Source organism: Glutamicibacter arilaitensis Re117 (assembly GCF_000197735.1).
Lineage (GTDB): Bacteria > Actinomycetota > Actinomycetes > Actinomycetales > Micrococcaceae > Glutamicibacter > Glutamicibacter arilaitensis.
The window spans coordinates 2,361,556-2,385,958 of sequence record NC_014550.1 but is presented as its reverse complement, the minus strand read 5'-3'; the positions used below and the strand labels follow the sequence as shown (position 1 = coordinate 2,385,958).

At 56.4% G+C, this 24,403-nt stretch carries 19 protein-coding genes; 15 read left to right on the top strand and 4 right to left on the bottom strand.

Annotation, left to right across the window (positions count from 1 at the left end; all coding sequences use genetic code 11):
- Window positions 1-56: 56 nt before the first annotated feature.
- The 4 genes from AARI_RS11395 (at window position 57) to secA (ending at window position 5,688) form a co-directional block, all read left to right on the top strand.
- Window positions 57-845: a ComF family protein gene (locus AARI_RS11395; RefSeq protein ID WP_013349442.1), complete on the top strand. Its 789-nt coding sequence runs from the start codon at window positions 57-59 to the stop codon at window positions 843-845.
- 169 nt (window positions 846-1,014) lie between these two features.
- Window positions 1,015-1,713: a ribosome hibernation-promoting factor, HPF/YfiA family gene (gene hpf, locus AARI_RS11390; protein ID WP_013349441.1), complete on the top strand. Its 699-nt coding sequence runs from the start codon at window positions 1,015-1,017 to the stop codon at window positions 1,711-1,713.
- 23 nt (window positions 1,714-1,736) lie between these two features.
- A complete protein-coding gene (locus AARI_RS11385) occupies window positions 1,737-2,909 on the top strand; it encodes a winged helix-turn-helix domain-containing protein (RefSeq protein ID WP_013349440.1) in 1,173 nt (390 codons plus the stop codon).
- A 133-nt stretch (window positions 2,910-3,042) separates the two neighbouring features.
- A complete protein-coding gene (gene secA / locus AARI_RS11380; protein WP_013349439.1) occupies window positions 3,043-5,688 on the top strand; it encodes a preprotein translocase subunit SecA in 2,646 nt (881 codons plus the stop codon).
- Here the strand turns inward: secA and AARI_RS11375 are convergent.
- Window positions 5,685-6,206, bottom strand: coding sequence for an Rv3235 family protein (locus AARI_RS11375; RefSeq protein WP_013349438.1), 522 nt, complete (start codon window positions 6,204-6,206; stop codon window positions 5,685-5,687). The two genes, secA and AARI_RS11375, sit on opposite strands and share 4 nt — an antisense overlap.
- Window positions 6,207-6,249: 43 nt before the next feature.
- Complete coding sequence (locus AARI_RS11370; protein WP_013349437.1) at window positions 6,250-6,972, bottom strand: LysM peptidoglycan-binding domain-containing protein; 723 nt, start codon at window positions 6,970-6,972, stop codon at window positions 6,250-6,252.
- Between the two features lie 185 nt (window positions 6,973-7,157).
- On the opposite strand from AARI_RS11370, the gene AARI_RS11365 reads away from it, so the two are divergent.
- The 5 genes from AARI_RS11365 (at window position 7,158) to AARI_RS11345 (ending at window position 16,071) form a co-directional block, all read left to right on the top strand.
- Window positions 7,158-7,655, top strand: a complete 498-nt coding sequence (locus AARI_RS11365; RefSeq protein ID WP_157867138.1) for a hypothetical protein — start codon at window positions 7,158-7,160, stop codon at window positions 7,653-7,655.
- Window positions 7,656-7,748: 93 nt separating this feature from the next.
- Window positions 7,749-8,411 (top strand): hypothetical protein, encoded by a 663-nt coding sequence (locus tag AARI_RS11360; protein WP_134779868.1) that lies wholly within the window; start codon window positions 7,749-7,751, stop codon window positions 8,409-8,411.
- The gene (locus AARI_RS11355; RefSeq protein ID WP_013349434.1) at window positions 8,408-9,655 is read left to right on the top strand and encodes a P-loop NTPase family protein; all 1,248 of its coding nucleotides are present in this window, start codon (window positions 8,408-8,410) and stop codon (window positions 9,653-9,655) included. Before AARI_RS11360 ends, AARI_RS11355 begins: the two co-directional genes overlap by 4 nt.
- A gap of 110 nt (window positions 9,656-9,765) precedes the next feature.
- Window positions 9,766-14,574: an NAD-glutamate dehydrogenase gene (locus AARI_RS11350; protein WP_049862734.1), complete on the top strand. Its 4,809-nt coding sequence runs from the start codon at window positions 9,766-9,768 to the stop codon at window positions 14,572-14,574.
- Between the two features lie 9 nt (window positions 14,575-14,583).
- A complete protein-coding gene (locus AARI_RS11345; RefSeq protein ID WP_013349432.1) occupies window positions 14,584-16,071 on the top strand; it encodes a sensor histidine kinase in 1,488 nt (495 codons plus the stop codon).
- Window positions 16,072-16,146: 75 nt separating this feature from the next.
- Here AARI_RS11345 and AARI_RS11340 read toward each other — a convergent pair whose 3' ends face one another.
- Entirely contained in the window at window positions 16,147-17,847 is a 1,701-nt protein-coding gene (locus AARI_RS11340) for a lytic transglycosylase domain-containing protein (RefSeq protein ID WP_013349431.1), read from the bottom strand.
- 206 nt (window positions 17,848-18,053) lie between these two features.
- Here AARI_RS11340 and AARI_RS11335 point away from each other — a divergent pair, with 206 nt between their 5' ends.
- The gene (locus AARI_RS11335; RefSeq protein ID WP_013349430.1) at window positions 18,054-18,407 is read left to right on the top strand and encodes an Rv2175c family DNA-binding protein; all 354 of its coding nucleotides are present in this window, start codon (window positions 18,054-18,056) and stop codon (window positions 18,405-18,407) included.
- A 100-nt stretch (window positions 18,408-18,507) separates the two neighbouring features.
- On the opposite strand, the gene AARI_RS11330 is transcribed toward AARI_RS11335, so the two are convergent.
- Window positions 18,508-19,614: a polyprenyl synthetase family protein gene (locus tag AARI_RS11330; protein WP_013349429.1), complete on the bottom strand. Its 1,107-nt coding sequence runs from the start codon at window positions 19,612-19,614 to the stop codon at window positions 18,508-18,510.
- A gap of 162 nt (window positions 19,615-19,776) precedes the next feature.
- Here AARI_RS11330 and dinB point away from each other — a divergent pair, with 162 nt between their 5' ends.
- The 5 genes from dinB (at window position 19,777) to AARI_RS18665 (ending at window position 24,376) form a co-directional block, all read left to right on the top strand.
- Entirely contained in the window at window positions 19,777-20,943 is a 1,167-nt protein-coding gene (dinB, locus tag AARI_RS11325) for a DNA polymerase IV (protein ID WP_013349428.1), read from the top strand.
- Window positions 20,944-21,125: 182 nt separating this feature from the next.
- Window positions 21,126-21,509, top strand: a complete 384-nt coding sequence (locus AARI_RS11320) for a DUF3040 domain-containing protein (RefSeq protein ID WP_013349427.1) — start codon at window positions 21,126-21,128, stop codon at window positions 21,507-21,509.
- A gap of 517 nt (window positions 21,510-22,026) precedes the next feature.
- Entirely contained in the window at window positions 22,027-22,440 is a 414-nt protein-coding gene (mraZ, locus tag AARI_RS11315) for a division/cell wall cluster transcriptional repressor MraZ (RefSeq protein ID WP_013349426.1), read from the top strand.
- Between the two features lie 171 nt (window positions 22,441-22,611).
- Window positions 22,612-23,604, top strand: coding sequence for a 16S rRNA (cytosine(1402)-N(4))-methyltransferase RsmH (rsmH, locus tag AARI_RS11310; protein WP_013349425.1), 993 nt, complete (start codon window positions 22,612-22,614; stop codon window positions 23,602-23,604).
- 1 nt (window position 23,605) lies between these two features.
- The gene (locus AARI_RS18665) at window positions 23,606-24,376 is read left to right on the top strand and encodes a hypothetical protein (protein WP_013349424.1); all 771 of its coding nucleotides are present in this window, start codon (window positions 23,606-23,608) and stop codon (window positions 24,374-24,376) included.
- The last annotated feature ends 27 nt before the right edge of the window (window positions 24,377-24,403 follow it).

Below are 24,403 nucleotides of genomic sequence, written 5' to 3'. Positions count from 1 at the left end.
CCACAGCTCGCTCGCGGGCACCGTGCTGCTCCGGACTAATCAACGAATCTGGAGCTATGGGATTTCTCGACGAGTGCATGCGGCTGGCTGATGAGCTGTGCCATCAGCGCTGCATGCGCTGGATTGGATTTGGCGCCAGGGAAGTTGCCAACTTCATTCTTCCGGCCAGCTGCGCGGTCTGCGGGCGGGCGGACTTCCGGCTCTGTCCCGAATGCCGCAGCGAAGTCCAACACCAGCTGCACCTGCCCCCTTTGCCTGATTCCCATCACCTGTACGTTGAACTCCCAGCGCTGAGCCGGCAGCTGGCCGTGAGTGCCTGCGGGGCCTACGGCAAGGAGTTGGCTCGTGCGCTGCTGGCATTCAAGAACAAGCAACGATACTTCCTAGGGTCGGTGTTTGCCCCTTATCTTGCTGCGGCACTGAATGCCGGGTGCGCGCCGCAGCGGGAGAACCTGCCCACCTTGGTGGTGCCGATGCCAAGCTCGCTCAAGGCAGTGGGACAACGCGGGTACTGGCCGGTGAAGACCATGCTGGATCGCGGTGTGGAAAGCGGGTTATTCAGGGCTGATCTTGAATGCCGCAGTTTGCTGCACTACCGGTTCGGATATGCGATGGGTGGGGCGCAGAAAACCAAGAGCGGTTCAGACCGGCGTGGCGGCCAGACCCATTTTGTTGCCGAGCCGGCCACGGTCAAAGGCCAGCCGGTGATTCTGGTTGATGACGTTCTCACCACCGGTTCCACCTTGAGGCATGCGGCGATGGCATGTATTGAGGCAGGATATGACGTCACCAGCGCGGTGGTCCTGGCTTTGACCAGACCCCCGAATACCGACCCTGAACAGTGATTACGCTGACCGCGATCGGAAAATGTGAGCCCAGATACTTGAATCTTGGCCACGGTGGCATAAGGTGAAGTATGGGATGCATCACAGATGCAGTGAAAAGCCCATCTTCAGTCCGAAGAGAAAGAATTTTCGGACTGTTGTGTCACCCGACTCTCTATTGGAGGACACCATGGAGCTGAACTACAGCGGACGCAACATCACCATTTCGGATCGTTTCCGGGAGTATGTTGATGAGAAAATCACCAAGGTTGACCAGCTGGCTACGAAAGTACAGCGTATCGACGTCAAGGTCCTCAAAGAAGCACACGCTCGTGATCAGAGCACTGCACTGTCCGTTGAATTGACTGTCGTTGGCCGTGGCCCAGCAATTCGAGCTGAAGCTCGTGGCGCTGACAAGTTCGCCGCTTTCGACATCGCGTTCGCTAAACTGCTGGAACGCCTGCGCAAGGCACGCGACAAGCGCAAGGTTCACCGCGGCAACCACACCCCGGTCGCTGTCCACCAGGCTACCGGCAGCCTTCCAACCGCTTCCAGTGGAAAGTCGCTGGTTGAAGAAACCATCGAAGCCCAGAAGGCCGCGGAAGCAGCTGAAGCTCAGGAAAACGCCGAGTATTCGCCAGTGGTCATTCGCCGCAAGTCCTTCCCAGCTGAAGTGATGAGCGTTGATGATGCAGTGGATCGCATGGAATTGGTTGGACACCCGTTCTACCTGTTCATCGATGAAGCCACCGGTGAGCATGCTGTGGTCTACGGTCGTACCCAGTACCAGTACGGTGTCATCTCCTTGGACCCATCGCTGAGCTCCAACGAAGAAGCCACCAAGGAAACTCGTGGCTACCGTGACAAAGCCATGGCAACCGAAGGCTAGTCATCGGAACAACAGCAACTAGCTTGGGCGGCCACCGCATTCTCAGCCTCAAACAGGCTCGACGAATCGCGTTGGCCGCCCAAGGCCTGTCCAAGAGCAGGAAAGAACAACCCGTCACCGCACGGAAAATCGTCAACACCATCGATGGCATTGCGCAATTGCAGATCGACTCGGTCAATGTGGTGCGCCGGGCACACTACATGCCGATATTTGCCCGGCTGGGTGCCTATGACATCAGCACGCTGGACCAGCTCTTGGCTAAACCGCGCAGTCCCATCACCGAATACTGGGCTCATGAAGCCTCGGTGATCAGCGCAGAACTGATCCAGGATCTGAGGGTGTGGCAGCGAAGAACCTGGAATGACAGGTCCGCCGGGTTCAGCACCGAGCAGCACGAACTCTCGGCTCGGGTTATGCAGTACCTCAAGGAGCATCCCGGATCCAGTGCCCGGCAAATCAGCCAAGCGCTGGATGTGGCACCGGTTGAAGTGAAGACCCACTGGGGTTGGAACTGGAACGACACGAAATACGTCACCGAGTCCCTCTTCGCCCAAGCGCAGATTTTGACCCTGGGACGCAACTCCCAGTTTGAACGCCGTTATGCGCTGGCCGGCGACGTTGTGGAGCTGCGACCGGAAATTGATGCACCGCACCGCCATGAAGCCCTGACCCGATTGGTCGCGCGCGCACTGAAGGCCCTCGGTGTGGCGACCGCCCACTGTGTCGCCGAGTATTTCCGCCTGCCGATACGTGAGGCCAAGGAAGAACTCGCTGCGCAAGCCCTCGACGGGCTTATTGAAGAAGTCCAGATTCAGGGCATTTCCGAACCGTGCTATCTGCAGGCCGGAACCAAAATTCCACGCAAGATCGACCGCGATCTGCGTTTGCTTTCGCCATTCGATTCCATGGTTTTCAACCGCCGCCGGTTGGAGAAGTTCTTCGACTTCGAGTACCGTATCGAAATCTATGTCCCGGAAAAGCTCCGCCGCTACGGCTATTACGTTTTCCCAATGCTCCATGGAGAAGAATTTGTTGGCCGGGTAGACCTGAAAGCTGACCGGAGCAGATCGGTGTTGCACGCCAAGCAGGTGCATTATGAGCCGGGCGTTGACAGCAGCATTGAAAGCGAGTTGCGTGCCGAGCTGGAACGCATGGCGCGCTGGTTGGAACTCGACCAAGTGGAAATAGGGCTGTGAAAGGCCTGTCGATCAAACAGCTGTTCGCTATGAGAACAGACCAAACGAGATTGAAATAGCAAGATGTGCTGTTTTCCTCACGTAGACTAAAGACGCCAGAAATTACTGTGCTTGAGATATTGGGAGCTACCACGTGGCATCATTGCTAGAACGTATTTTGCGTACCGGCGACAAGAAGATTCTGAAGACTCTTCGTAAGTACGCCGACACGATCAATACGTTGGAAGTCGAAATTCGCGAACTTTCGGACGAAGAGCTCAAGGGTGAAACCGACAAGTTCCGCGAACGTTTGGCTAACGGCGAGACGTTGGATGACCTGCTCCCGGAGGCCTTCGCGGTCGTTCGCGAAGCCTCGGACCGCGTGCTTGGCATGCGCCACTTCGACGTTCAGCTGATGGGTGGTGCGGCCCTGCATATGGGCAACATCGCTGAAATGCGTACCGGTGAAGGTAAGACCTTGGTCGCGACCGCACCGGCGTACCTGAATGCGCTGACCGGCAAAGGTGTCCATGTCGTGACCACCAACGACTTCCTGGCACAGTACCAGTCGGACCTGATGGGACGCGTTTTCCGCTTCCTCGGGCTGTCCTGCGGTTGCATCCTTTCCAGCCAGAAGCCTAATGAGCGTCGCAAGCAGTATGAGGCTGACATCACCTACGGCACGAACAACGAATTCGGCTTCGATTACCTGCGCGACAACATGGCGTGGAGCAAGGATGAGCTGGTCCAACGCGGCCACAACTTCGTGATCGTCGATGAAGTTGACTCCATCCTGATTGATGAAGCCCGTACCCCGTTGATTATTTCCGGGCAGGCTTCAGGGGACGTGAACCGCTGGTACACCGAATTTTCCAAGATCGTCTCGCGCCTGAAGCGTGAAGACGACTACGAGGTCGACGAGAAGAAGCGCACCATTGGCGTGCTGGAGTCGGGCATCGAAAAGGTCGAGGACTACCTGGGCATCGATAACCTCTACGAAGCAAACAACACCCCGCTGATCGGTTTCCTGAACAATGCCATCAAGGCCAAGGAACTGTTCAAGAAGGACAAGGACTACGTCGTCGTCAACGGCGAAGTCATGATCGTTGACGAGCACACCGGCCGTGCGCTGGCTGGTCGACGCTACTCCGAGGGCATGCACCAGGCTATCGAAGCCAAGGAAAGTGTTGAGATCAAGGCGGAGAACCAGACCCTGGCTACCGTTACCTTGCAGAACTACTTCCGCATGTATTCAAAGATTTCTGGCATGACCGGTACTGCGCAGACTGAAGCTGCCGAATTCATGGGCACTTACAAGCTCGGCGTGGTGGAGATTCCGACCAATAAGCCAGCGATCCGCATGGACCAGTCGGATTACATCTACAAGAATGAAGTCGCCAAGTTCAACGCAGTGGTAGAGGATATTGCCCAGCGCCACGCAACTGGCCAGCCAATCCTGGTGGGTACCACCAGCGTGGAGAAGAGCGAATACCTCTCCCGGCTGCTGTCCAAGAAGGGCATCCGCCACGAAGTGCTCAACGCCAAGCAGCACGCTCGCGAAGCCGCCGTGGTGGCTATGGCCGGACGCAAGAACGCTGTCACTGTTTCCACCAACATGGCCGGTCGCGGTACCGATATCATGCTCGGCGGCAACGCAGAATTCCTGGCCGTGGCCGAGATGGAACGCCGTGGCTTGGACGCGGAACAGAACCCAGAAGAGTACAACACCGTCTGGGACGAGGTCTTTGCCAAGGCCAAGCAGACCGTTGCTGCTGAGTCGAAGGAAGTTGCCGAGCTTGGTGGCCTGTACGTGCTGGGCACCGAACGCCACGAATCCCGCCGTATCGATAACCAGCTGCGTGGCCGTGCTGGCCGTCAGGGTGACCCGGGTGAATCGCGTTTCTACCTGTCGATGACCGATGATCTGATGCGCCGCTTCAACTCCGGCATGGCTGAACGCATCATGAATAACCCATCGATGCCAGAAGATGTGGCTTTGGAATCCAAGATGGTTTCCCGCGCTATTGAATCTGCCCAGGCTCAGGTGGAAGGCGTTAACGCTGAACAGCGTAAGAACGTGCTGAAGTACGATGACGTGATGAACCGCCAGCGTGAAGCGATCTACGCTGACCGCCGCTCCATCTTGGAAGGCGATGACCTTGAAGAAAAGGTCGGTCATTTCTTGGAAGACGTGGTCAAGGCCATGGTGCTGGAAGCAACTCAGGTCGGCGACCCCGGTGAGTGGGAGCTGAAGTCGTTGTGGACCAACCTCAAGCAGCTCTACCCAATCGGCATTACCCTCGACGAGGTCGTGGAAGAAGCTGGCGGCGTAGGACATCTCTCGGCGCAGTTCCTGGAACGTGAAATCCTTTCGGATGCCCAGTACCAGTACGAGGAGCGTGAGAAGCTCGTGGGTCCTTCCACCATGCGTGATCTGGAGCGCCGGGTCGTGCTCTCGACCATTGGACGCAAGTGGCAGGAACACCTGTACGAGATGGATTACCTCAAGGAAGGCATCGGCCTGCGTGCCATGGCTCAGCGTGATCCACTGGTGGAATACCAGCGTGAGGGCTACACCATGTTCCAGACCATGATGGAAGGGATCCGCGAAGAAAGCATCGGCACCCTGTTCAACTTGGACATTCCATCGGGTAGCGAAGCAGCCGCAGCGCCAGCCATCGACGAATCAGCAAAGCCTAAGAACTTGCAGTTCACCGGTCCTGACGAGGATGGCGAGGCCAGCACCACGAAGGCCCAGGCCGAAAGTGCTAAGAAGAAAAAGAAGGCGAAGCGCGGCTAGATCAGCTCGACGTCAGTAACCTGCCACCGTCCGTGCCATGGCTCAATTTTGAGGGCCACGGCACGGACGCGGTATTTAAAGCCCAAGACGACGGCGCATTCCCACGAACCAGAAATGCACCGGTCCAGGTGCAAGGAGATGATCTGCCCGTGCGCCGTGCCTGGCAGTGGTTCAACGGTGTACTGGCAGGTTTCCAATAAGGCCCGGCGCCTCAGTTTGGCAATACATGCTGGTTCCATCACGAACGCGAGCTGATTTACTGTGCGGTAGCCGGCTAGGATTTCAAACACTGCGCGGGCAACGGCATGCGAGATCTCAATGATGGCCCGGTGCTCGGCACGCTGGACTGCGGAGCGATGGAAGATATGATCCAAGGCTCGGCGCAAGTGGGCTGGCGCAGGGCAGGTTTCGATTGGGGCAGCGGCGGCTTGGGAACGCTCGGGGCGATCGGTCGTGTACAAGTCCGGGCGGTAGTACTCGGTGTTGGCGTTTCGTGGGCTGATGGCGATGGTGCTCATGATGGAGTGGCTCCTTCGTAGTTACTTTGCGGTGCAAGCCCGCCTAATGCGCTGGTGGCAGTTCAAGCACGGTTCCGATGGGCAAGAGGTCTGGATTGGTACCAATGGATTTCTTGTTTTGTTGATAGATCTTGGGCCAATATGCCGAGATCTCTTCCGCTGTCGCCTGAACTCCCAAGTGATCCGCGGCGATACTCCATAGGTTCTGTCCCGGGGCGACAACGACTTCGGGGCGGTGCTGCACGCGTTGGCGTGGATTTGTGGCACCGGGCGAGACCAGCTTGTCGATCGGAATGCTCATGGAGTCTGGAAACCATTGCGGGCTGGGTACCGAGGCCTGTTGCGCATTGGGGAAATTTGCAAGCTGGTGGTCGTGGTTTTCCACGAGTCTCTGGGCCTGGTCGATGGATACCGGTTGGATGGCATATGCTCCGGTGGTCGAGGACAACGCGATTGACGTTCCAAGCAATGATCCGAGAACTTTCTTGCTCAGCCCGGGTGCGATCCGTTGGAAAAGGCGCGAGAGCTTGCGTTTCTTGTGTGTAAAGGCCCAGCGAATCAGCCTGGCTAAGGCCAAACGCAGCAGATGAAGCATGAGCAGAGACAGCAAGGAAACGCTGAGCAGAAGCTTGATGCGATCGGTTATGGACCGGCCGTTGTCAGCGGTCTGGATGTACTCGGCGATCCATGCAACGCCCACATAGCTAATGACCAATGATGCTGCTGTGAAGAGCGCGAAGATGAGTATTCGTTGTTGGCGAGACATCCGATCCACTTCCTTAGGTATGTTTTGATGTCATTTGATGCTGTTTGATGTTTATAGTGGCACTTAAAGCGCGTTTTGTGAATAGGGTTACGTAAAAATGTTTAGTCTCGTACAGTGGGCGCATGCGGTGGGATTCGCTTTTCGACGACCTGGAAGCTCAGCTAAATGAGCAAAGCCAAGCGCAGTTGCGTGAAGAAATCGCGGAAAACATCAGGATTGAACGGGCCACCGCCGAATTGCTCCCGACGTTGGTGCGCTTTTCAGGACATGAAATAGCACTGCGGGTATCTGGCGGAACAGAACTGCGCGCCAAGCTCGGTCCTTGCGCCGCCGACTACATCTGTCTCGAAACGGAGCATTCCCAATGGGTGATCCGGTGCAGCGCGATCCAAACACTGGCCCTTCCGCCAGGCAAGGTGCCAATTGCCGATCAGCACGGTGCGGGCCGTTCGGTGAAATTCTCGAGCGTGCTGCGCGGATTGCTTCGAGATCGCGCCCGATGCCAAATCTTCAGCCGTGACGGAATAAGCCTGGCAGAGGGCACCTTGGCTCAGGTAGCCAAAGATTTCTTGATGATTTTGGTGCACCCGCGCGACGAATATGCCAGATCCCAACAAGTTTCAACACAACTCCTGATTCCGCTCGAAGCCATTGGATGGGTCGAAGCGAAGCACCTTTCATGATCCACAAATCTAGAACAAGTCTTTTCAGCTGGACTAAGTTGTCGTAGGCTCACCAACCATAAGCACCTATGCTGGCGGAAGGTCGAAGCCTTGATGACAGAACAGAGCCCACAGGAAACGCGAACCCCATCTGCCTCACGCGTGCGTCGGCCTAGCTGGAAAGATCCGCGCCTTGCACTCGGTGCCGTGCTGGTCATTGCCTCTGTTGCCGGCACCGTTTATTTGGTCGGTGAATTGCACCAGACCTCAACGGTGTACGTGGCAAGCAGCAATATCACCCTCGGGGAACAACTGACGGCTGAGAATATGAAAACCCAAGAAGTCCAGCTGGGGGATACTCTGGAAAACTATCTGCATGTGGACATGCCGGTAGGCCAAGAAGCCAGGGCAAATACCTTCATTAGTGCCGGCGAACTGATCCCGGTCACCTCTATTACCAACAGTGCACTTGGCTCGCGCAGGCCGATCAACGTTGAGCTTCCTGCAGATCTTTCCTCATCGATCACTCCGGGAAGTTTTGTCGACGTATGGATCGCGAAGCGCGAATCCAGCGGAAACACCTATGAGGTGCCAGAAAAGCTCTCTTCCATGGTCGAAGTCGCGGCCCGCGTTGAAAGCGGAGGGGGACTGGTTGGCACCCACGGCACAAACTTGGAACTGCTGGTCGAACCGAACCAGCTCGAACCATTGCTCCAAGCATTAGCCAATGAATCTCGAATCATCGTCGTCTTCAACCCCGCAGGCACAGAACAATGAGCATCTCGGTAGTAGTACTCGGGGACCAAGAGAAAATCGTCCGGCAAATCGAAAGCTACCGCGGGGAAATGATGGTCACACGCGTCTGCTCTGATATTGCAGAAGCAATCGCTGCCTGCAATACCGGCATGGCTGACGTATTGCTGGTTTCTGATGCGCAACTGGTACCGCCGATGGAACAGATCGATGAATTGCTGATGCACCAAACAGCAGTGGTCTTGTTCTTCGAACGCCCAGAAAATTGGCAGCCCCTACCCGACGTTCTGCATTTGCCTGCAACCGTCGCCATGGTCGAGCTGGAAGAACGCATCTCATCAACTGTGCAATCGCTGACTCGTCCCGCCGCTGGCGCAACCGGCGAGAAGCTCGAACTAGACGATGTATCAACGGGGTGCAATGGCAAGATCGTCAGCTTCTGGAGTGCCCCGGGATCTCCGGGACGCAGTACTGTGGCATTGAATTACGCGGTGGAAGCCGCGCAAGCAGGCCTGGATGTGGTGCTGCTGGATGCTGATACCTATGCGGCCAGCATCGCGATCCAGCTTGGCCTGATGGAAGAATCGGCATCCATCGCGCAGCTTTGCCGGGTGATCGATTCCGGCTCGGTGGATGTAGCCCGGCTCAACGCCGCATGCTCCATGGTCCAGGTCGGGGAGGCGAACATGCGGGTTGCGACCGGAATCCCGCGTGCCAGTCGCTGGCCAGAAGTTCGAGCCTCAGCACTGCGCCGCGCGTCAATGCTGCTCAGAGAACACCATGACATCGTGGTGTTGGATTTGGCCCCATACATTGAACTCGATGAACAACTCAGCTTCGATACCCAAGCGCCGCAACGAAACGCTGTCACCGTGGAGATGCTGCAATGTTCCGACGAGCTGTTCATGATCGTGCGGGCCGACAGCGTGGGAATTCCGCGAGCCTTGAGAGCCATAGATGAACTTGAAGAAGCATTACCCGGACTGAAGTCAAAAATTGTTTTCAATCGGGTGGGCACCGGCAGCACCGGTCGCAGTCCGAAACGCCGATTGATTGAGGCGTGGGACCGTTTTGGCCCGACGCGAGAAATCGCTGGATATTTGCCCGATGACAGCGCATCATGCAACGCGTCGGTGCTCGGTGGAAGTCCTTTACTCGAAATCGCCCCTCGGTGTTCATTGCGTACCGAAATACGGTCCTTGGCAGGCATAAAATCCACGGATTCACCCAAGAATCAGACTAGTCGTCGATTTCGCGCCAAAGCTTGAACCCTAGCGATGAAAACCGGGTAATGTGGATTAAACTAGAGATCCGCAAAGGCGCGGATTCGTCGAACTTTGTTCTTGGAGGCGTTCATTTGAACTCGTCGGAATCCAGCATGTCAGAATCATTCATGGATGCGACACTCACCTCGAAATTGGTGAGCGAGTACTATGGCCAAATTGCGACCGAAGACGTGGCGGCCTATCGGCCCGACGAACTCGAAGCTCGCGTGGCAGCACATCTGGAAATTGGGTATCAGCGCGACGCGGACACCGCCAATGTCGCCATTACCCGCAACAACGGAATTTCAGTGGTGCACATCGTTACCGATGACATGCCATTTCTTGTTGACTCCGTCACGGCCGCATTGGTGCAATTGAACTCACCGATTCAGCTCGTGGTGCATCCAACCTTCGTCGTCTCGCGCAAAATCGAAACCGGAGAAATTACCAAGATCAGCCACGCTGGTCTGCAGCACGTGGCCAGCGGCGACACCGCCGCCCTATCCGATCTGAGCTCGCTGATTTCCGCCGGTGCCGAAACCCGCATCGAATCATGGATTTCTGTTGAGCTTGCTCGCGAACTCAGCGATGAGCAGGCCAAGGAATTCGTCGAACGCCTGTACAGCGTTCTGACCGATGTACGCGTAGCTGTCAAAGACTGGCCAGCAATGCTCGATCGCGCCAAAGACATCGCCCAGAGCCTTCCGCACACGCCAAAGGCTGAAGAAATCGCAGAACTACAGCAGGCATCAGAACTGCTGGACTGGTTGACTGACGGCAAGTTCACCTTTCTGGGTTACCGCGACTACTCACTGGACACCATCAATGGCGAAGATGTCCTAGTTGCTCGCCCCGGCAGTGGCCTGGGCCTGATGCGTGATCTGGCGGACCAGGGTCCACAGCACCTGACCCGCCGTGGTCGCATCACCGCCCGTGACAAGCGTGCGCTGATCATTACCAAGGCCAACGCCCGTTCCACCGTGCACCGTGGCGTGTACCTGGACTACGTTGGGGTCAAGAGCTTCGACGCCAATGGTGACGTCAACGGCGAACGCCGCTTCATCGGCTTGTTCTCCTCAAGCGTTTACACCTCCAGCGTGAAGACCGTTCCGCTGGTCCGAGAAAAGGTTGAAGCCGTGCTGAAGCACACCGGTTTCGCGCCTGACTCCCACTCGGGCAAGGACATCACCACCATCCTGGAAAGCTACCCGCGCGATGAGATGTTCCAAATCTCCGTCGACGAGCTGACCAAGATCGCCCTGGGCATCTTGCGCCTGCAGGAACGCCGCCGTACCTCGGTCTTCTTGCGCAAGGACGACTACGGCCGTTTCGTCACCGCCATGGTATTCCTGCCACGCGACCGCTTCTCCACCGCAGTCCGCCTGCGCATCGAACAGGAACTGCAGCGCAGCTTCAACGCTGAATCCGTTGAATACGAAGCGCAGCTGGGTGCCGGTGCACTGGTTCGACTGTTCTACCGCCTGCGTCTGCAGCGTCATGGCCTGGCTCCGGTAGTTGATCCCAAGGGTCTGGAAGATCGCATTGCCAAGGCAGTGCGTTCCTGGTCCGATGCGATTGTCGACACCGCACGCGCGAGCTTGGAACTTGGCGACGCGAACACGCTGTCCAACGCGTGGGCCGAAGCTTTCCCGGCTTCCTACAAGGTGCAATTCGAAATTGAAGATGCGCTGAAGGACATCGACCTGCTCACCGAGTTGAACGAGCCAGAAGTCGATGGCCCGGTAGTCTCCTTCTACGACGACGAGAAGCAGGACGAAGATTCTCCTGTTTCCAAGCGCATGAAGATCTATGTCACCAAGCCGCTGCTGCTCTCGCGCATCTTGCCAGTTCTGCAGCACCTGGGACTTGAAGTCGTTGACGAGCGCCCATATGAGTTGAATCCAGAAGGGATCGGCGAACGCTACATCTACGACATGGGTCTGAAGATCGATGAAGAGATCGATTTCAAGTCCGTGGAAAGCAAGCTCGCTGACGCTTACTGCGCAGTGGTGCGCAATGAAGCTGAGTCCGACAGCCTGAACGCGCTGGTCCTGCACGAGGGACTTTCGTGGGAAGAAGTCTCGATGCTTCGCGCCTACGCTCACTACCTGTTGCAACTCGGTGTTCCTAATTCCACCGACTTCATCGCCAACACCTTGGTGGGCAACCCCGCGGTCACCCACGCCATTGTGGAGCTTTTCAAGGCGACCTTCGATCCGCAGCTGAGCACCGAAGCGTCGCAGGCATCACGCGAAAAGGCTCACGCCGAGATCACTGAAGCGCTCGAATCGGTGCCAACCTTGGATGCTGACACCTTGCTGCGCCGCATCGTGAAGGTCATCGAAGCGACCAAGCGCACTAATTACTTCACCACCCATCAGGCGCTGGCCTTCAAGCTGGCTCCTGAAGAAATCGACTTTGCGCCGTTCCCACGTCCGAAGCACGAGCTGTGGGTCTACTCGCCACGAGTTGAAGGTACCCACTTCCGCTTCGGCGCAGTTGCCCGTGGTGGCCTGCGTTGGTCCGATCGCCGAGAAGATTTCCGCACCGAAGTCCTGGGCCTGGTCAAGGCCCAGATGGTCAAGAACTCCGTGATCGTGCCAACTGGCGCCAAGGGTGGTTTCTACGCCAAGCAGCTTCCAAATCCTGCCTATGATCGTGGTGCATGGATGGAAGAAGGCAAGGGCGCATACAAGGTCTTCATCCGCACCTTGCTGGAACTGACCGACAACATGGTCACCGACGAAAACGGCGAACACATCGAAGCCCCAGCCAACGTAGTGCGTCGCGATGGCGATGACTCCTACCTCGTTGTTGCTGCCGATAAGGGAACCGCAAGCTTCTCCGATATCGCAAACTCGATCTCGGCTGACAAGGGCCACTGGCTGGGCGATGCATTCGCATCGGGCGGCTCGGTGGGCTACGACCACAAGGGCATGGGCATCACCGCACGCGGTGCCTGGGAGTCGGTCAAGCGCCACTTCTTCGAACTGGGCGTCGACACCCAGAAGGACGAGTTCACCGCCGTTGGCGTGGGCGACATGTCCGGTGACGTATTCGGCAATGGCCTGCGCCGTACCCCGACGGTAAAGCTGGTGGCAGCCTTTGACCACCGCGATATCTTCCTTGATCCAAACCCGAACGCCCAGGTGGCCTTCGATGAGCGCCAGCGCTTGTATGATCTGCCGCGCTCCAGCTGGGCAGACTACAACAAGGAACTGCTCTCGGCTGGCGGTGGCGTGTACTCGCGCAGCCTGAAGTCCGTACCGATCAGCCCCGAGGTCCGCGAGGTTCTGGGACTGGATGCCGGCACCACCAAAATGAGCCCTAACGAACTGCTCAAGGCCATCCTGAGCGCACCAGTTGATCTGCTCTACAACGGCGGCATTGGTACCTACGTGAAGTCAGCGGCCGAAACTCACGGCCAGGTCGGTGACCGTGCCAACGACGCCATCCGCGTTGACGGTGCTGATCTGCGGGTTAAGGTTGTAGGCGAAGGCGGAAACTTGGGCATGACCCAGCTTGGCCGTATCGGGGCGGCACGCAATGGCGTCCTGCTGAACACCGACGCCATCGACAACTCTGCTGGCGTGGACACCTCGGACCGCGAAGTAAATATCAAGATCTTCGTGGACCGCCAGATCAAGGCGGGCAACCTCACCGAGGCTGAACGCACTGAGTTCCTGCTCTCGATGACCGATAACATCGGTGATCTGGTGTTGAAGACCAACTTCGAGCAGAACGTGTTGCTGCTGAACGAAAAGCACGCGGCGCTGACCTGGACGCCGGCTTACGAGCGTTTGATGCAGTGGCTTGAGAAGCATGCAGATCTGAACCGCGGCCTTGAATTCTTGCCAAGTGCGGAACAGCTCGAAGCACGCCGGGCTGCAGGCGAAGCGATGACCACGCCGGAACTTGCGGTGCTGGCAGCCTATGCGAAGATCCAGCTGGCCAATGCGCTGAGCGAATCTGATCTGGCTGATGATCCATACTTCGCCCAGACGCTGAAGCGATACTTCCCGGCCAAGCTGGTGGAGCGTTTCGGGGATCAACTCGAATCCCATCCGCTGCGCCGTGAAATCATTTCAACCGTCATCGCCAACGACATCGTGAACATTGGTGGCATTACCTACGTCTTCCGTGCCATGGAAGAAACCAGTGCCAGCGAAGTCCAGATCGCCAAGGTATTCTGCGCACTGCGTGAGATCTATGGTTTCGAACGCCAATTCGATGCAATCAACGCGCAGCCTGCGGGAACCGACCTGGAGCACTGGGGACGCCAGCACCACGACATGCGTCGTCTGCTGGATCGCGCTACCCGCTGGTTCATCAACCGGGTTGACCAGGACCTGCTGGTGACCGAAGCGGTCAAGCGCTACGAATCCACGGTAACCGAACTGCGCGAGGCACTGCCGACCCTGGTTCGCGGTACCGACCTGGAGCGTTTCGAGCAGTGGCGTGAAGAGGCCATGAGCCAGGGCATTCCGGAGCGTCGTGCCAGCATGTGGGCCACTCAGTTCGAGTCCTATGCGCTGTTGGACGTGGCAGACTATGTGCACCGCACCGAGACCGCACCGGTCAAGGTCGCAGAAACCTACTACGTGCTCTACGACCAGTTCGGCGTGGACAGCCTGCTGAACCGCATCACGCACCTGCCGCGTTCGGATCGCTGGCAGGCCTTGGCCCGTGCCGCGATGCGCGATGATCTGTACACCACGATCATTGACCTGACCGGTAACATCTTGGATGCACACGGCGATATTGCGGATCCTGCAGAGCGTGTTGCTGCGTGGGAGGAAGCAAACGCGGCTAACCTTGATCGTGCGAAGACTATGTTTGCGGAAGTGAACAGCCTGGAACGAGATGACATGGCGTCCCTTTCCGTGGCACTTCGCCTCTTGCGTTCCATCGTTCGAAGGTAAACACCGCCAATGGCCCTCATCACTGAAGAACTACGTCAACGTGCTGCACTAGCGCCCGGTGATGAGGATTGGCTCCACCTCCTGGTGGGGGACTGGCAACTAGTCTCGGATTTAGCATTCGCAGACCTGGTGCTCTGGTTCCCCACCGGGGACGGTTCCTATACCGCGTTGGCCCACGTGCGCCCTTCCACCTCGCATACTGCATTCCACAGCGACTTCGTGGGAGAACGGATCCGCAAGGATCTGCGCATCATGGTGGACCGTGCGTGGGAAACTAAACAAGTGCAACGCTCGGCTGAACAAGCCGGCAAAGATATCATCATGGGACTGACCACGGTGCAGGCGATTCCATTGGTGCGCCAGAACGTACCCGTCGCGGTCATTACTTCCCACTTTGACCCAAATCAATCCCGTACTCCTTCCAATCTTGAATTGGTCTACCGCCAAAGCGCCGATGACCTTTTGCAGATGGGCACCCAAGGACTCTGGCCAGACTTCGCCAGTCCTACCGGCTCTCGTCGTGGTGCACCACGCGTAGGCGATGGATTCATCCGCCTCAGCATTGATGGCGCCGTTGAATTTGCCAGCCCCAATGCGGTCTCCGCGTTCCGCCGGCTCGGTGCCGCCGATGTCCTCCAAGGCCAGCCGCTGGCTGATCTGACGATGGCTCTGGTCAGTGATCGTCGTGTCGTGGATGAAACCCTTCCCCTGGTGCTCCAAGGCAAGATGCCATGGCGCACTGAAGTAGAGCACCGCGGGGTCACGTTGTCTCTGCGTGCAATACCATTGCGCAACGAATCAAAACGCTGGGGCGCACTGGTGTTGTGCCGAGATGTGACTGAGCTTCGCCGCCGGGAAAAAGAACTGGTCACCAAGGACGCGACGATCAGGGAAATCCATCACCGGGTCAAGAACAACCTGCAGACCGTCGCTGCGCTCCTGCGCATGCAGTCACGTCGGATGAGCTCAGCAGATGGCAAACAGGGCCTGGAACAGGCCATGCGGCGCGTGTCGACCATCGCCTCGGTTCACGACTTCTTGTCCAAGGGACTGAACGAGACCGTGAAATTCGATGACCTGATGGATCGCCAGTTCCGCTTGATCGTGGAAATTGCTTCTCCTGAACAACGTGTCTCGACTCGTCGTGAAGGCGAATTCGGAATGCTCGACGCGGATTTGGCTACTCCACTCTCACTGGTCATCAACGAATTGGTGACCAACGCCGTAGAACACGGATTGGCGCAGCGCGATGGTGAAGTTGCCCTGGTTGCCGAACGATACAAGGGCGCAGACAGCATGGATTGGCTACGCGTTGTCATCGAGGACGATGGCCACGGGCTGCCGGAAGAGCCACGCCGCGAGGGACTCGGGCTGCAGATTGTGCGCACCTTGGTTACCAGCGAGCTCTCGGGTGAGATCCGTTGGCTGCAGGGGGAGAAGGGCGGGACAAAGGTTGTTATCGATATGCCTTTGGACTTAGACCGCCGTGGCTCGTAAGCGCACTGGCCTTAGATAAAACAAAAGACAGACCCGCCCAAGACACTGTGTTGGGCGGGTCTGTCTTTGCGTTATTTAGCGGTAGTTCTTCATGTGAGCCTTGATGCTGGCCACATAGTGCTTGGTGTCCTCGTACATGCCGTTGTTTCGGACTCCGGCCAGACCCTGGTAGTACGATGCAATGGCATCATCCAGGTTGTCGGTGTTATCCAAGTTGTAGGCAATAACTGCGACACCAGCGACAACGTTATCGCGTGGGTTCAGCACGTTCAGGTCCTGGCCGATAACCGATGCAATCCAATCACCGGTGCTTGGCAGTACCTGCATGGCGCCAACAGCGTTAGCAGGGGAGACCGCACGCATGTTGAAACTGGATTCCTGATACGCATGAGCCAAAGCCAAAGCTGGGTCGACGCCCATGCTCTTAGCGGTCGAACGGATCAGAGCCTGCATCTCGCCGCGGCTAGGAACGCTGGTCGAGTCAAGGTAATCCTTGTTCGAATTCGCGTCCTTCACTACATGATCAGCGTAGGTGCGACCGGCAAAGGTGTTGCCAATCTTCTGCTTCTTGACCTGGCCCGACGGTGCCACGGAAGATCCGGAGACCTTCAGCTTTGCCCCGATCTTCAGCGGCGAGCTTGCGCTGTAGTCCGGGTTCAGATTCAGCAACGAAGCCAACTTCATATCGTGGCTGGTAGCGATGCCACTGAGGGTATCGCCTGACTTGACAGTGTAGGTCGAAGTCTTGGCCTTGGGCTTCGCCGTGCTCTTCGAGGAAGAGCTCGATGACGATGATCCGCCTGAAACCTTGATCTTGCTGCCTGGGAAGATCGGCTTGCTTGCCGAGATATCGTTGGCCTTCAGCAACTCAGACAGGCTCATACCGTGCTTGGAAGCAATGCCGCTGAGCGTATCGCCGGACTTCACCGTGTAGCTGGAAGAAGCCGAAGATGAAGACTTCTTCTGCGAGGACTTTGACGAAGAGCTCGAAGACGAAGAACCGCTGACCTTGATCTTCTCTCCAGGGAAGATCACCTTGCTGGCCGAGATATCGTTCTTGCTCAGCAGCGAAGACAGGCTCATGTTGTGCTTGATCGCGATGCTTCCAAGCGTGTCACCGTTCTTCACGGTGTAGCTGGAGGAGCCCGAAGAGGAGGAAGTCTTCTGCGACTTCGCGGAATTGCTGGAGCTCGATGCTGAACCCTTGACCTTGAGCTTATTGCCCGGGAAAATCACCTTGCTGGCGGAGATGTCATTCTTGCTCAGCAGTTCCGACAAGCTCATGTCGTGCTTGTTGGCAATGCCGCCGAGAGTATCACCATTCTTGACGGTGTAAGTAGCGGAGGTTGAAGAGCTGGACTTGGTCGTGCTCTTCGAGGCTTTTCCGGAGACCTTGAGGGTCTTGCCGGCAATGATTGAATCGCTCTTAAGATTATTGAGCTTCTTCAGAGCAGACGCAGTGGTGTCGTACTCCTGTGCAATGCTCCATAGGGATGCGCCTGCAGGGATCTTGATTTCCGTGACGTCTCGCTTAGCGGGCAAACCAAGAGTCGATACACGCGAAGCAATCAGGTGGGCTTTGATCTGGTCCTCAGCAACCTTGATGGTCTCTGGAGTTACCGCCTTGGCAAAGCTGCCCGAGGTGTTAGGAACAGTCGTAGGAGCTGCCTGCGCGGCCGGGGCCAGCGCGAGGCTACCAATGACCGCTGCGGGAATGGCCGCGCCTGCTACAACGCCTAACGCATGCTTGGAAGCATGTTTGGATTCGTGGGGCATGGAGTCAATCCTCATTTATACGGTGAAAATAACGGGCTCTGCTTCGCAGGTAACAAAGTAGGAAGGTTCCTCACTGTTGTCTGTGATGCAATTGTTATCAAAGTGATACAAGAAAATTTACACTACTCCTGTGACTCGTGGGAACTAATGAGGTGCGTTTTCCTCAATTTTCTGCGCAGACCGGGAATTTGTGGGAACCTTGAGGGGTGAAGGAAACCGTAGAACTCGTTGGCCAATGGCTGACCCTGCCCGATGTGGCCGAAGAATTAGATGTAGATATCCGCCGCGTGCACCGACTGCTGGACGAACGAGCCATCGTGTCGTTGAGAATCGGACCTCGCAATGTGCGTTCCATTCCGGCAGATTTTCTCCAAGACGGAGTTGTAGTGGAAAGCCTGAAGGGTACCCTGTCGGTCCTTTTGGACTCGGGATATTCTGACGAAGAATCGATCGTTTGGCTGTTCACAGACGATGAATCGCTCCCGGGCACCCCAATGAATGCCTTGCGCACTGGACGTAAAACTGAAATTCGTCGCCGGGCGCAGGCCCTGGGCTGGTAGACGTCCTGAGAAGTTAATCTCTTTATAACCAAAAGGTCTCAACCGTAATCCACATCACGTGGCAGGTTGAGACCTTTTGTTACTTTTAAGGGAAGATGCGTTATTTGCTTCTCTTGGTCACGGCGTTGCTCAGTTGCTGCAGTCCGGCATGAGCCAACGGAGTGACTTGCAGCGTACTGAGCGCCAGATCTGACTGTGCGGTCAAATCACTGATGCTCTGCTCGGTTGCAGCCAACGCGCCGCTTTCGCGCAGAATGCTGCTTAGCCGCAGCACTTCTTCCTTGCCAAGGTCCACAGCGCCGAGGCGTGTTTGAATAAAGTCCTGTTCCTCGGGGCTTGAGAGCAAGAGCGCGTGAGCTATCAATTCGGTGCGCTTGCCTTCCAGAAGATCTCCACCGGTTGGCTTACCAGTGATTTCTGGATCCCCAAAAACGCCCAGAACGTCATCGCGCAATTGGAACGCCTCACCCAATGGAAGCGCAAAGGCTGAGTAATGCTCCATGAGTGATTCGCTTGCCCCGGCAAGAGCACCACCGAGTAAGAATGGATTCTCGGTGGAGTACTTCGCGGACTTGAAACGCACAATGGTGCGCGCTCGTTTAACCGCTTCCTTCGGATCGTAGGCAGGGCCAGCAGACTCTTCTAGAACGTCGAGGTACTGTCCGGCCATCACCTGCGTACGCATTTGGTTAAAGATCGTCCGGGCCTGAGCAGTGAGAGAGGAAATCTCAGAGAATACTTCCTCGCTCAGTGAGAGGCATAAGTCGCCGGTAAGGATCGCGCTGGCCATGCCGTAGTTCCGCGCGCTTCCTGCAAGTTCCAGTTCCTGATGCTGGGCTTCGAAGCGCTTGTGGACACTTGGCTGGCCACGACGGGTATCTGAATTATCGATGATGTCATCGTGGATCAATGCAGCGGCTTGGAACAGTTCCAAAGCCACACCGAGGCGAACGATGTCGCGATCTTCGGCCTGGCCGCCAGCTCCAAGGTAACCCCAAAAGGCGAAGAGCGGGCGCAGTCGCTTGCCACCACGAGTCAGGGAAGTGATTGCATTGACGATTTCGACAGCACTAGTGGTGATCTGTCCAACCTCAATACTTTTCGCGGCCAGAAATTCCTCTAACAACTGCGCAACGTCAGCAGTAAAAGTTCGGCTCAAGCTCTGGGGTTTAGTGTTGAGGGCCGGCACGGAATGAGGCAGCGACATGCAAAATCATTTCTACGGGTGAACTGATGGTGGTTAGCATCAACTCTACCGGTGTTTTGCGCCAGGGGAATTAAGTGTCGGCCGTATCTGGGAGCTACACGCAATCCGAACATATATTCGAGTAAGGTGGTTAGTAGTAAGACTGGAAGAAGGTGAGTTGAAATGACAGAGCGTGCCATCTTGCACGTCGACATGGACGCCTTTTTTGTTTCGGTGGAACTGCGCGCCCGTCCTGAACTAGTTGGCAAGCCGGTGATTGTCGGTTTTCCTGGCGGGCGAAGCGTCGTGCTGTCGGCCTCTTATGACTGCCGAGCACGTGGAATCCATTCGGCAATGCCGATGAGCCAAGCGATCCCATTGATGCCAGAAGCAACTGTGATCGAACCGAGCCACCACAAATATTCGTTGGCCTCAGCTCAAATCATGGAGTACTTCCACACCCTGACGCCACTAGTGGAGCAGGTTAGTATCGACGAAGCATTCCTGGACGTTACCGGAAGCATGCGCCTACTCGGTGGACCGGTGCAGATTGCACGGGAAATCCGAGCTCATATCCGCCAAGAGATGGGACTACCGGCCAGCGTTGGCATTGCCAAGAATAAATTCATTGCAAAGTTAGCTTCGACCCATGCCAAGCCTGACGGGATGGCTGTGGTTGCCCCGGAAAGAACCGAAGAGTTCCTTCATGATCTGCCGGTGTCGAAAATGTGGGGCGTGGGTAAGCGGACCGCTGCCCAGCTGCAGGCTTTGGGAATTGAGACCGTGGGGCAGCTTGCCATGCAGAATGAAGAAAGGCTGATTAGCCGGCTGGGGGAGCATGGTCGTTCATTGCATCTGCTTTCGCGAGGCATCGATAACCGTGCGGTGGAAATTACCCGGGACGAGAAGAGTATTTCTTCTGAGCATACGTTCGCTGCGGACATCACCGACCTGCAGGTGCTTGAAGGTGAACTTCTACGGCTGAGCCACAAGGTCGGGCAGAGGCTACGTCGACACGGCAAATCAGCTAATGGCGTCGGATTGAAGATCAAGTACAAAGACTTCTCAGGAATTACGCGCTCCAAGGCCCTGGCCGCGGCAACTGATTCATCAACGAAAATCAGTGAGTCTGTGCTGGCACTGCTACGCAAGTTGACCCCGCTGGCCCAACCGGTTCGGCTAATCGGCGTGAAAGCTGAGAGGTTGCAGGATTTCGAGTTGGGTCTGCAATTTAGCTTGGACCCACGAGAAGAAAAAGCCCGAGAGGCAGAACGCATTGCTGACCAGATAGGACAGAAGTTCCCGCAGTCCATCGTGACCCCAGCGCGTTTTCTGCGGCCCAAGGAATAAACGCAATCTGTGTAGAACATATGGATATCTGGACAGTGGTGAAGATCAACTAGCAGGGCGGGTGCAAAAGAGTCTATCCTTGAAGTAAGTTCATCAGAATTGTGGGAACTAATTCCACAGGTGCAACGTTGAACTTAATGACGGTGGACGACCGTTGAGATTGCCTTTGGAAGGAGAAGACGATGCCGCTATCGGAACACGAGCAGCGTTTGTTGGAGCAGTTGGAAAAGCAGCTGCATGAAGACCGTCGCTTCGCTTCCAGCATGAAAGGCCCAGCGAGCACGGGGCGCCTGTCGACGCGCAATATCGCGTTGGGTATCTTGTTGGTCATCGTCGGCCTTGCTGGGCTCATTTTCGGAATCTCGCAACACATCATCATTGTCGGTGTTATCGGCTTTGCGGTGATGTTCGGTGGCGTACTGCTCGCCCTGACTAAATCAGCTACAGGGAAAATTGGCCCGTCCAATGCTGCTGGACCAAAGCCCGCAGCCAAGAATAATTCGCAGTTCCTTTCCGGTCTGGAAGAAAAATGGAACCAGCGAAAGCGTGATCAGTCTGATAACTGATCGGCATTGATATCGAGGTGTAACCCGTTGGGTTGCACCTCTTTTTCGTTTAACCCCAAGTAACTGCTTGGTGTCGCGAGCCAGGGAACCGACGAGCCTGGTGCGCGATGGTCCTGAAGTCAGGGGTGGCAGAAGCGATCTGGGCTATGTCGGATTACGCACTTTCAGGGTGATCTTTAATTCTCTGCAGATTCCAAGGTTCGCCCTATGGGAGGTGCACGAGAACACCTCCACTTTCCTCCCCAAGGTCCTCCACTTCCTACCACTGCGCCCAAAAGTAGCTACATTCCGGGGATTTTGCATGCAAAATCTCTGAAAAATACGTGATCACGCTCTTGGGAGATCCACACCCCTCCACCTGAACATAGGCTGAGAATCCCCTAGATTTCGGCATTTTTTAAGTCCAGACCCTCGCGAAACCAGTGAAATTGCATTGACAGTGGAGGGTTGTGGAGTAAAGTGGAGGCAAGTAGAGAAGAATGGGGCTTCTGGCCACTTCACGGGAAAGGTGGTGTGCATGTTCTTAGGAACTTACACACCGCGTCTTGATGAAAAAGGTCGGTTGATTCTTCCAGCTAAATATCGTGACGAGCTGTCATATGGGCTGGTTCTTACGCGTGGGCAAGAGCGTTGCATTTACGTTTTTAGCCAGCGGGAATTTGAGAAGCAGCACGAGCAATTGGCACAGGCGTCTTTGACCTCTCGACGAGCACGCGACTATGCGCGAGTGTTCCTCTCAGGGGCCTCGGATGAAGTTCCAGATAAGCAGGGACGCGTCACGATTCCGCAGGTGCTACGCACTTACGGAGGCCTTGACCGGGAAGTCACAGTGATTGGTGCAGGCAACCGCATCGAAATTTGGGATACAACCGCATGGCAGCAGTACTTGGACGAACAAGAAGAAGTGTTCTCCGATACTGACGAAGACTAGGACCCTCGGGGACTAGATCGACAAAACACCACATTTGTTGGGATGAGATCTCCAGCCACCACGGGGTAGAAAATCGTCTGGCTTCACTTCCCCGGAGCCAGAAGGTTGGATTGCTGCTTGGTTGGAGGGGGATCTGATCTCAACAACAGATTGAAAGCGAAAGGGGGCGCAGTGCCAAATCAGGATTCCCAGCGACCAGCATCCGAACGCCACGTTCCAGTACTTCTGGACCGATGCGTTAACTTGCTAGCTCCAGGTATTGAGCGAGCAAATGCGGAAGGCCGTCGGGCGATTGTGGTGGACTGCACCCTAGGAATGGGCGGGCATTCCGAAGCCATCCTCCAGCGCTTCGAGAACCTGCACTTGATCGGTCTGGACCGCGATGAGCAGGCCCATGAACTTGCCGGCGCTCGTTTGGCGCCGTTCCAGGATCGCATCGATCTTGTGCACGCTGTGTACGACGAGATTGCAGACGTCGTGGAAGACCTGGGATTCCCAGGCATTGACGGCGTGCTCTTCGATCTCGGTGTTTCTTCGCTACAACTCGATGAACGCGAACGCGGCTTCGCATATTCCTACGATGCTCCGCTGGATATGCGCATGGATACCTCCGTTGGCCCAACTGCCGAGGACTTGGTCAATGACCTGGACCGCGACGAACTGCTTCGAATCATCCGGCAGTGGGGCGAAGAAAAATTCGCCGGACGCATCTCCACGGCTATCGTCGAGGCCCGCGCGAAGAGCCGGATCAGCACCACCGCTGAGCTGGTCGAGGTCATCCGCAGTGTCGTTCCAGCGGCTGCGGCCCGTAACCACGGCCACCCAGCAAAGCGAACCTTTCAAGCATTGCGTATCGCAGTGAATGAGGAACTCGACGTTCTTGAGCGTGCTATCCCGGCAGCAATGGGTGCGCTAAATATCGGTGGGCGAGTTGTCGTGATGAGTTACCACTCGTTGGAAGACAAGATCACCAAACGACACTTCGTTCAAGGATCGACGTCCTCGGCTCCTCCCGGATTCCCGGTGGAGCTGGAAGAACACAAGGCCGAATACAAGGTGCTCACCAAGGGCACCGAAAAGCCAAGCGAACACGAAATAGCCGAAAATTCACGTGCAGCCTCAGCCCGCCTGCGAGCTGTGGAACGAGTGTTGAAGAGGAGCTAGCATGAGCCAACGAGCCCAGCGCCGCGTGCAGAAGACCGCAGCCGTGAACAACCAGCCGGTTGTCGACGGTAATACTGCGCGTGCAACGCGACCCGAGCCCGTCCCCGCTAGCAACCTCCCCAAAGGAGACTCGCGCCAGCGAGTCACCCTTTCATTGGTTCCTAAGCTGAACGAGAACAACAAGCGCTCCATGTTCGCCATGTCTGCTGTGCTTGTTGCATTGGCATTCAGCGTCATCGTCACCTTGGTACTGCTCAACACCTCGGTAGCCCAGCGCCAGTACGACATTGTGAACCTGCGTTCGCAAGAACGCGCGCTCTCCCAGGAGAACCAAGCACTGCTCAAGGAAGCCCAGTCACTGGCTGCACCACAGGCCTTGGCTTCCAAGGCAAAGGACCTCGGGCTCGTCTCACCAGGCGCCCCCGGATTGATTAGCCTGTCCGATGGCGAGATCGCCCAGGAAGCTAAGAAGGCCGTTAAGGCCAAGAACAGCAAGCAAGAATACGGAACGATTCCGCTGCCTGGTGAAAGCATCCGCGAGGGCAAGAGCGAAGCTAAGGCCAAAGAATCAAACACGCCGAAGACTACTGTAGGCAAAGCCCCAGCAGATTCACAGAAGAAATCCGCGGAAACTGAAGGTTCCAAGGAACCTGAGGTCGAGGCCAAGAAAGCCGAACGCGAAGTAGCCGAAGATGGCCGCCCCGTGTTCAGTGACACCGAGCTAAACGGGGGCACGATCCCCGCACCAAGCATCAAATCCCCAGCAGAGTAGCTAGCTCTTTCTAAGCTAGATACAGGC